General features: G+C 43.1%; 4 protein-coding genes. 1 reads left to right on the top strand and 3 read right to left on the bottom strand.

From position 1 onward, the window contains the following. Positions 1-71: 71 nt before the first annotated feature. The 3 genes from VM802_RS31075 to VM802_RS31065 all read right to left on the bottom strand — a co-directional run bounded on the left by VM802_RS31075 (position 72) and on the right by VM802_RS31065 (position 5085). On the bottom strand, positions 72-839 hold the full coding sequence (locus VM802_RS31075; protein ID WP_325538237.1) for a hypothetical protein: 768 nt from the start codon (positions 837-839) through the stop codon (positions 72-74). Positions 840-1540: 701 nt separating this feature from the next. Then, positions 1541-3712, bottom strand: coding sequence for an insulinase family protein (locus VM802_RS31070; RefSeq protein WP_325538235.1), 2172 nt, complete (start codon positions 3710-3712; stop codon positions 1541-1543). Between the two features lie 47 nt (positions 3713-3759). Then, entirely contained in the window at positions 3760-5085 is a 1326-nt protein-coding gene (locus tag VM802_RS31065; protein ID WP_325538233.1) for a M16 family metallopeptidase, read from the bottom strand. Between the two features lie 1152 nt (positions 5086-6237). On the opposite strand from VM802_RS31065, the gene VM802_RS31060 reads away from it, so the two are divergent. After that, positions 6238-7939 (top strand): DUF6443 domain-containing protein (locus VM802_RS31060; protein WP_325538231.1); only part of this gene is annotated, 1702 nt, incomplete at its 3' end.

Below are 7939 nucleotides of genomic sequence, written 5' to 3'. Positions count from 1 at the left end.
ATGTGATGTGATGGAAGTTATGTTTGTTCACCGTTTGCTTACCAATATGCAGTTGTCTGGCAGAAAATGGGTCATTCCCGTTGAATGACAGGACAAAGGGGCTGAGAAGATGCAGTGAATGATATTTTCCCAGATAGTAGTTTTAACCCGTGCTGCCTCTGGTAGATTTGTTTGTGTGTGGTTTTCGGCAGGGTTTGTGGCGGCTGTACGGCTATAATATCAGCGGCAACGTGTTTTCTGTTACCAGAAGGAATCTGATTTTGCATGCCTCTTATCTGTAGCGTAACAATCAATGTTCCTGTACCCGGTACATCCACATCGCATGCAGCCCCCTTAAAATCTTCCCCGGTTTTCACGAAGAGGGTAGCGACTTCTGTTCCCGCTACCTGGTGCGTTGTGAAATCGATTCGTGCGGCGATCACTTTTATTTCCAGTGTGTTAATGCCTTTGTGTGTTGGCAAAACCTGTGGGGGAATGTGTAGTATCCCATTTCGTGAAAGCCTGGGCGCCAGTGGGAGAAACCTGTCTGTTCCCGTATGGCGGTTGAATCTGAAGTTAGCTATGCTTCCTGTATCAAAGCCGGCGGAGGGGATGAGCGTGCTGGTCAACCGGTTGATATGTCCGCTGTCGCAATTAACATCCAGTTTGCCGGAGAAAGCATGACGGATGAGCGCACCTTTTTTGCTGGCCATACCAAACCGCTGTGCAGCCCTACGGGTAGCTGCCGTCTGCCGGACGGTGGCGGGCATGCTGCGCAGGCAATGCTGACCATTACGTCTGTAACCAATCAGGTTACCAAGCTTGCCCGTGAAGGTGATGATCGAAATTTGTTTTGCCATAACAAATGATATTGGTAATACTTAAAGATAACACTATCAGCGACAGCGGTTTCATGGTAATATTGAAGATTATTCAATAGCAAAGCATGGCTGCATTGAAAATATTCAGCGGGAAAGCAACAGATATTAGATAGTTATTAAAGATGGTTGAACGGAGTTTGAGAATTTTGAAAATGCACTTCCGTTAAATTATCTTGCGCCTCCTGTAGTTGGTTTGGATACCTGTCTATGTATTGAATCTGAATGGAAAGATGTTATTGCCGCATTGAGTTAAATAAAGTACTGAAGGTCCTTTCAAAGGCAACTCCTAAGGCAATGTTAAAATATATAAGAATGCGGTACTCACTACGGAAATTATCCTGTCAAGCGTAGGAATATACCCAGGATTGTTGTTCTGTAAGCAGAAGAAGTAATAGTGTATTAAAAAAGAGTGTTATGAGTCTGTTTTTTTCTGAGTTATATTTAAGAGTACAGCAACAGTGGGAATTATTTATAGCCGTGTTTCAGGATAAGGATTATCCAAAATCCAAGGGGGCCAGAAAATACCTGAAGCGGAGAATAGAAAGAAGATTGCTTGTGACAAAGTCCAGGTACAGAAGGTAAAGGCCAGATATCTTGTGAAATTGAGTTTGTAATTGCCATAAACAGGGAAGAGCCGGTAAAATCCGGCTCTTCCCTGTATGCTTTAAATATGTATAGATTTATTCGAAATCAGCTGCACTCAGTTTCTCGTTCAACTTTACATCGGAAAATTCCATTGTAAATTCCTGAGAGCCGGCAGCCATCTGTACAGTATTGGTGATGGTGGCTGGGAGCAGTACATCGCCGATCTTTTTGTAATTACTGAAGCCTGTTGTCTGTGTCATGCGTTGACCTTCTTTGCCGGTGGTGTTCTCTTTCTTTACCAGGTAGCCAGAAGCTATGTCATAATACTCAGTGCTTGTTCTGCCGGATGGGTTGGTTACCGCTAGTTTATAGGCATCTTTTCCATCAACACTTTCCACACCTTTCAGTTCCAGTTTATAGGTGCTGTTGCCATAGTTTAACTGCGGGAATACGCTTTCATTTTTTGCATCAGCGACTTCTTCCTCAGATAATTCCTTCTTCTGTCCCATTTGCATCTGGTAGCCGGTGGTACCGTTAAAAACATATTTCATGACTGGGTTGCCGTTCATGGTGATCACTGTGGAAGAAAGATTCGGCAGCATTTGTTTCAGCATCACGTCCAGTTTCATTCCCTGTATGGCCATGGTCCCTTTCATTGTTGCTGTTTGTACCTTTTTCAGGGCAGCTTCTCCGCCCGCTACAGTGATATATTTGGCAATAATATCAGCAGGTTTCAGGTTGGCTGGAACGGCCGCTTTCTGACGGTCAGCAACAGGGTCTGCAAATCTGTCGAATTGTTTAATTGGGTATCCCAGCTTCTTTAAACCTGGTAATACATCGTTAGCCTTACCTGTAACAACGATACGTGTATTGTCGTGATTAAAATATTTCTTAGCGACGCGTAATACATCATCTGCCGTTACTGCATTTACTTTTTGCAGGTAGGTACGGTAGTAGTCTTTAGGAAGATTATTGACTAAAATATTGGTAGCGTAAGTAGCAATAGTGCCAGGATTTTCAGTGCCCAGGGCAAAATTTCCATTGTAGAGTGCCTTGGAGTTTTTAAGCTCTTCGTCAGATACTTTTTCTGTACGCATCAGTTGAATTTCTCTCAGGAACTCAGTTACTGCGCTGTCTGTTTTCTCGTTCCGTACGCTGGCAGATGCTTTAAATGAAGTTTGATTACGCCCTGTATTGAAGCTGGAATAAGCGCCGTATGTAAACCCATGTTTTTCGCGGAGGTTTTTAAACAGACGTGCTTCTGCACCGCCGCCCAGAATATTGTTAGCCATCAGTAATGGAAAATAGTCCGGGTTATCGGGTTTCAGTGAAATAAGATTGACAACAGCGATGTCAGATTGAACGGCGTTAGGCATGTCTACCAGATCGATCTCTGTGGCGGATGGATTGTTAACGGCCGGTATCACAGGATATGTAAGTGCTGTACCTTTCCAGGCGCCGAAGTACTTTTCCGCCAGTTCTTTTGCTTTTTCCGGTTTAATATCGCCAACGAAAGTGAGGTAGCCGCGGGATGGTGTAATGTTTTCTTTGTATGCCTGTTTAATATCTTCCAGGGTTAATCCTTCTACGGACGCTTCTGTGGAGAATTCGCCAAGTGCTGTATTCTTCCCGTATAAAAGCGCCTGCTGCACTCTGGAAGCCACAGCGCCCACGCTCTTCTCATTGGACTTCAGCCCGGTAATCATCTGCGATTTCAGTTTCCCGAAAGCAGTTTCAGAGAAGGAGGGCTGCTGTAACCCTTCAGCCATCAAAGCAAAGGACTGGTCGAAATAACGGCTAAGTGCAGAAGTACTACCGCCATTTTCGCTGAACGAAACATCCGCACCTACCTGGTCAACTGCAGTATAGAATTCGTCTTTGGAATGTTTCTGTGTGCCTTCGCTCAGCATACCGCCCATCAGTCCGGTAACACCGGCTTTTTTGCCTTCAAGAACAGGGCCGCGGTCAATAGAGTAGGTGGCGGTAACCTTCGGAATCTTATGGTTTTCTACCACCAGTACCTTAATGCCATTTTGCAGGGTATAAATAACGGGATCACCGATCTTTATAACGGGTGCTGGTCCTGGTTTGGGAGGATGTGTGCGGTCGATCCCGCTTGCTTCTCCTTTTACTTTAATACCTTTTTCTATACTGCTGTTCTTTTGTGCAGCGCCCGGTTTGGACTTAGATTGGGTATTGTTTATCTGCTGCGCAATAGCTGCTTCTGATACGAGAGCCGCAGCCATTATTATTAAATATTTCTTCATAAGAATATTAGAATTGGAGATATCAAATGATTAAACAAGAGCTACTGCTACTTCTTCGGCAGATAATACAGGATCAGCCGCTGGTTATCGTTTAAATACTTCCGGGCTGCGTTACGTATATCTTCGCGGGTGACGGCCTTGATTTCTTCCAGCTCTGTATTCACATGATTGGTTTGCTTGTTGAAAAAGGTATAAGCAGTTGCCAGGTTCTCCGCCACGCCTATATTTTTGGTGTTAGCGCCTACGAATTTGTCTTCCGCCTGGTTCATTAATTTCTCATAATCCTTTTCGCTGATCAGGTTTTCTCTGAGCTCTTTGATCTCGCTGTCGAAATCGGCAAGTAAAGTGTTCAGGCTGGTATTCCCATTGGGTAGTGCATAAAGGACATAAGCACCGGTACTTTCCAGGGAAAGCGTGAAGGCGCCTACCTGTAATGCTTCTTTTTTATCGTCCACCATCTTTTTGTACAAACGCGAACTCACGCCCTCTGATAATATACCTGATAACAAATCCAGTGCGCGGGCATCTTTACTGGTCATACCTGGCATTTGGTAGGCCGTAATAATAGCAGGCAGCTGGATATTGGCGTCATATGTTGTGTCTATGATCGTTTGGGTAATGGGAGTAACGTTCACCACCGGCTGGCTCACAGGCTCGCCTTTAGGAACATCGCCGAAATAGTCCTTTACCAGTGATTTTGTTTTTGCAATATCGATATCCCCGGAAATGCTTAATACCGCATTATTGGGAACATAGAATTTCTTAAAAAAACCAACGAACTCGCTCAGCTTTGCCTGGTTCAGGTGCTCCATGGAACCGATGGGCTGCCAGAAGTATGGCGTGCCGGTAAATATTCTGGAGAACACCGCGTTTATGAACTGGCCGTAGGGACGGTTGTCTATTCTCTGCCTTTTTTCCTCTTTTACAACTTCCCGTTGAGTATTTACGCCTACCTCATTGATAACGGGATGCATCATCCGCTCACTTTCCAGCCACAGACCGAGCTCCAGCTGATTGGAAGGGAAGGTCTCAAAATAGTAGGTTCTGTCGAAAGACGTATTGGCGTTATTCTGACCGCCATTACTGGACACCAGTTTCATAAATTCGCCCCGCTTGATATTATCAGAGCCTTCAAATAACAGGTGTTCAAAAAAATGAGCGAAGCCGGTGCGTTCCGGGTTCTCATTTTTGGATCCTACGTGATACATTACCGATACTGCCACTACAGGGGCAGATTTATCCTGGTGCAGGATTACATGTAATCCATTATCCAGATCATACTCGGTAAAATCAATTTTCTGGGCATTGGTTTCTCCTGCGAAACCTAAAAGAAGGGCCGCCAGGGTGCTTACCAGAGGAAAATTCATTTTCATTAGCAGTTGTTTGTAGATGTTGTATTTGTATAGTGCCGTTATTGCTCTGAAATCATTGTTAACAAATGATACAGTAGTTCATAAAGTGTTCTCTGATTTACATAGATAGAAGCAATTTTGAAAATATGGTTGTGAATATACGTATAAAGGCGCTATTTCAACATCATTACCACTACAAATGCCTTTTGAAATGGCATAGGGATACCGTTGCAGGTGCGCTGGGAGCGGGTGTTAAGACTGTTAAGTTATCAAGTGCCTGGTCTGCTGATCCCCTTATAAGACCTGGGGAATCAGATCATCAGGCAGTCAAGCCGCTCCTGTTTACCCGAAAATCCTGTAGCAGGGGTTTCTTTACTGCTGTTTAAGTTCTATTCTTCAATAGGACCTTCATCATTAATGGAACATTCGTAAATTAATTAGCGCCAATCCCCTAATGTTTAGCCTATGAAAACAACTGCGCGGTTATTGAGTTCTTCATTTTTGTATATCACCGGGTATGAAATAATCTATCAGGCTTCAAATTGTATGCTGAACAACCACTCCATGGCATTGCATTAAGCTAAAGACAGGAGAGGATATTTATTAAATGTTATCCACTATGAAAAAGAACGTAATTCCCAAAAAGCTTCAGATCGAAAAGATCAAAATTTCCAACCTCACTAAATTAAAACAGAAGGGACGGGTCTGTATAACGTCACTGGAAGAAACCACTTGTCCTCATTGTCATTTTACTGCTGATTGCTGATAGATTTGTGATCAGGGAAACTTAACAAAGCATGATACATTTTTTGGATTGTATCATGCTTTGTTATAGAATAGATCAATGTATTAATACTTTTAAACGTTTTCAATAATGGTATCCATAACAATTCCTGAAATTGTTAACCTATAATTTTCATGAGCTTAAATTTCACAGATTCTTGCGATACAGATTTGGTAACTGTAAATAAAAAGCAGTAATTTTCGCTCTGGCCGGACTTGATGCCGTGTATCTGAGCATATAGTTCCGGAAACCATCTTTAGGTACCGGTGTACTTATGTAGCAACCCTGTGAATGATCGATATACCTATTACCTGTAGATTTATTATCTAAAATATCTCTGTCACTTAGATATTTAATCAGAAAGTTTTACCCTGATCAAAGAAAACTATATGTACCCTTTTTACCCTAGTGCCTATTGGAAATTGGTTAGTATAATAGCAGTGCTGTTTTGTGTAACCCAGGCCAGCGCACAGAATACACCGTCAAACAATACACGACCGGCGGCGGTACCAGAAGTATTGCCTGTACCATATACTACTACGCCCAACTATATACGTACCTGGGAGCCATCTAAACCAATCAGTGATCCAGCAGTAACAATCGATCCAAATCGTACAGTTTCTGAAGTGAAGCAGTCTACGCAGTATTTCGATGGAATGGGTCGTCTTATTCAAACAGTAAACAAAGGAGCAAGCGGTACGGGTAAAGATTTGGTAACCCCATTAACCTATGATGAATATGGGCGGGAACAATTTAAATATCTCCCTTATGTACCACAGGCTGGTAATACCAGCGATGGTAATTTAAAGACAGATCCATTTAATAGTCAACGTACTTTTTACCAGGATAATAACCTAAATCCCGGTGCTAAAGGAGAAAGTATCTTTTATAGCCAGACGGATTTTGAACTTTCTCCGTTGAATCGGTCGCTTGGTTCTTATGCTGCTGGTAATAGTTGGGCTAAAACAGGCGGTAATCGTCCTGCAATACAACAATATTTAATAAATACAACGGTGGACTCTGTCAGGATATGGAAGATGGCAGATCCGACGCCTGTCAGCACCAGCATTTATGATGCCGGACAACTTTATAAAACAGTAACCATTGATGAGGGTAGGGTACAAACGATTGTGTATAAAAACAATGCGGATCGTGTAGTACTCAAGAAAGTGCAATTATCCGATGCACCGGGTACTGCGCATATGGGGTGGCTTTGTACTTATTATGTATATGATGACCTGGGTAATTTGCGCGTTATTATTCCTCCCCTGGCAGTTGAGCGGATAACTAGTACCTGGAATGTAGCTTCCGTGGCTGACGAGCTATGTTTTCAATATCGTTTCGATGCATTTAACCGGATGATTGAAAAAAAAGTACCGGGTGCCGCTGTTGTTGAAATGGTATACGATATCAGGGATCGGGTAGCCGCTTCACGTGATGGCAATCTGAAAGCCAATAACCAGTGGTTGGTAAATTTCTATGATTCATATAACAGGGTTGTCGAAACAGCATTATATAATTCGCCCTCCTCCAGAGATGTATTACAAACCGGCCTGAACGGCTCAACGGGAACTGGGACGACTTCTTATCAAGTTCCCGGCATTGCTAACCTGGTAGTAGCCATAGATGATAGAAATACTTACGTGGCTACCAGCAGTGTAACACTGGAAAATGGTTTCGATACTGGAGATGGAAAGGAAAGGGAAATTTTTATTGATCCCAGCCTGAAAGGGGATATCATTAACTTAACGGTTACCAACCCGTTGCCGGGTATTGCGCCGGGCGCATTGACACCGTTAACATATACTTACTACGATAATTATAATTATCCCGGTGCACAGTCTGCTCAGTCGGGTGATTTTCCTAAACCACAACCAGGTAATAACCCATATCCCGAACCAACAACTATCAGCACTGTAATACAAGGGCTTATAACCGGTACTAAAGTAAGGGTCGTCGACACGGATCAATGGCTGAATACTACTACTTATTACGATGAAAAAGGAAAAGTGTTCCATGTGATCAGTGACAACGCTGCAGGAGGTAAGAATGTCACTACAACGCTATATGACTTCAACGGAAAGATATTAA

The sequence above is a fragment of the Chitinophaga sp. genome (genome assembly GCF_035538455.1).
GTDB lineage: Bacteria > Bacteroidota > Bacteroidia > Chitinophagales > Chitinophagaceae > Chitinophaga.
This window is presented reverse-complemented; position numbering and strand designations above follow the sequence as displayed.

What these genes read in the sequence shown, in the direction of transcription:
- VM802_RS31075 (WP_325538237.1), bottom strand. Translation starts at nt 839, where the DNA reads ATGGCAAAACAAATTTCGATCATCACCTTCACGGGCAAGCTTGGTAAC.
- VM802_RS31070 (WP_325538235.1), bottom strand. Translation starts at nt 3,712, where the DNA reads ATGAAGAAATATTTAATAATAATGGCTGCGGCTCTCGTATCAGAAGCA.
- VM802_RS31065 (WP_325538233.1), bottom strand. Translation starts at nt 5,085, where the DNA reads ATGAAAATGAATTTTCCTCTGGTAAGCACCCTGGCGGCCCTTCTTTTA.